Origin of the sequence: Pseudomonas sp. PS02302 (assembly GCF_029959585.1) — a bacterium.
Classification (GTDB): Bacteria; Pseudomonadota; Gammaproteobacteria; order Pseudomonadales; family Pseudomonadaceae; genus Chryseomonas; species Chryseomonas aestiva.
Window position 1 is genome coordinate 1 of record NZ_JASCON010000162.1, and the last position, 1,986, is coordinate 1,986.

Sequence of the window (1,986 nt, forward strand, 5' to 3'; positions counted from 1 at the left end):
ATGAGATGTTATTTGACGCCCATACACGCTCGTTCGGCTCCTTGGGCGGCGTGCCGCGCCGGGGCATCTACGACAACATGAAGACCGCCGTCGACAAGGTCAATAAGGGCAAAGGCCGGGCGGTGAATGCGCGCTTTGCGGTGATGTGCGCGCATTACCTGTTCGATCCGGACTTCTGCAACGTCGCCGCTGGTTGGGAAAAGGGCATCGTTGAAAAGAACGTGCAAGACAGCCGCAGGCGTATCTGGCTAGACGCCCAGGACTGCCAGTTTCACTCCTTCGAGGAACTCAATGCCTGGCTGGGCCAGCGCTGCCGCGCGCTTTGGAACGAGCTGACGCACCCTCAATACAGCGGGCTGAGTGTGGCCGAAGTGCTGGAGTTGGAGCGCGCTGAACTGATGCCTGTGCCAGCGCCATTCGACGGTTACGTCGAGCGGCCTGCGCGGGTCTCCAGCACCTGCCTGGTCAGCGTCGGGCGCAACCGCTACTCGGTGCCGTGTGAGTATGCGGGTAAGTGGGTCAGCAGCCGTTTGTATCCGACGCGAATCGAGGTGGTGGCTGACGACGCGCTGATCGCCAGCCATGTCCGCTTGCTGGATCGCGACCAGGTCAGCTATGACTGGCAGCACTACCTCCCGCTGATCGAACGCAAGCCCGGTGCGCTGCGCAACGGCGCGCCCTTTGCTGATCTGCCGGCGCCGCTGCGTCAGCTTAAGCACGGTCTGGGGCGTCATGCCGGCGGTGACCGGATCATGGCGCAAGTTCTGGCTGCCGTACCGGTCGCCGGGCTCGATGCGGTGCTGGTGGCTGTTGAGCTGGTACTGGAAAGCGGCAGCCTGAGCGCCGAACACATCCTCAATGTCGTGGCGCGCCTGGCCGCGACCGAACCACCACCCAGCGTCGAAACCCACTTGTCGCTCAAGGAAGCCCCCGTCGCTAACACGGCGCGCTACGACCGCCTGCGTGGCCAGACCGAGGAGATCGGTCATGCGTGATTTGATGGCGGAACTCAAGGAGCTGCGCCTGCACGGCATGGCCACGGCCTGGGCGGAGTTGACTGCGCAGGGTGAGTCGAACACAGCCTCGTCCAAGTGGCTGCTCGAACACCTGCTGGAACAAGAGCACACAGATCGCGCCATGCGCTCGGTGAGCCACCAGATGAACATGGCCAAGCTGCCGATGCACCGCGACCTGGCCGGCTTCGACTTCAGCGCCTCCAGCGCAGACGCTCGTTTGATCAGCGAACTGGCCAGTCTGGCCTTTACCGACACCGCGCAGAACGTGGTGCTGATCGGTGGGCCTGGCACCGGTAAAACCCACCTGGCCACTGCGCTGGCCGTGTCCGGCATCACCCGGCACGGCAAGCGCGTGCGCTTCTACTCCACGGTCGATCTGGTCAATCTGCTGGAGCGCGAAAAGCACGACGGCAAAGCCGGGCGGATCGCCCAAGCTCTGCTGCGCATGGATCTGGTCATCCTCGACGAACTGGGTTATCTGCCCTTCAGCCAGGCCGGCGGTGCGTTGCTGTTTCACCTGCTATCCAAGCTGTACGAACACACCAGCGTGGTGATCACCACCAACCTGAGCTTCGCCGAATGGTCGAGCGTGTTCGGCGACGCCAAGATGACCACCGCCCTGCTGGATCGGCTGACCCACCACTGCCACATCGTCGAAACCGGTAACGAGTCCTATCGCCTGCAACACAGTAGCTTGGCGGCCCAGGCCAAGATCAAATCACGGGAGCGAAAGCGTAAGGGCGGCCAGGAACCGGAGGACGATGAGCCGTTCTGATTTCATGGCGACGACGGCCTGCTACATGGCTGCGTGTGGCAGGTCTTAAACAACTGAACTGGGCTAGCGAAGGAGTGGGGGCAACAGCAGCTGCGCTGGTAGACTTATCCACAGTTGCTGGTAACAAAATCAGCAATCCGCCCTGGGTCAAATTTCAATCGGCAGGGTGGGTCAATTTTCCATCAGCGCCAACAA

General features: G+C 62.2%; 2 protein-coding genes. Both read left to right on the forward strand.

Annotated features, from left to right (window positions below; translation table 11 throughout):
- On the forward strand, window positions 1-995 hold a 995-nt coding region (gene istA / locus QMX82_RS25610), incomplete at its 5' end, for an IS21-like element ISPst3 family transposase (RefSeq protein ID WP_282288785.1).
- Window positions 988-1,791: an IS21-like element ISPst3 family helper ATPase IstB gene (istB, locus tag QMX82_RS25615; protein ID WP_010454871.1), complete on the forward strand. Its 804-nt coding sequence runs from the start codon at window positions 988-990 to the stop codon at window positions 1,789-1,791. The genes istA and istB, both read left to right, overlap by 8 nt.
- The last annotated feature ends 195 nt before the right edge of the window (window positions 1,792-1,986 follow it).

Coding starts and splice junctions, on each gene's coding strand:
- istB (WP_010454871.1), top strand. CDS start 988: ATGCGTGATTTGATGGCGGAACTCAAGGAGCTGCGCCTGCACGGCATG.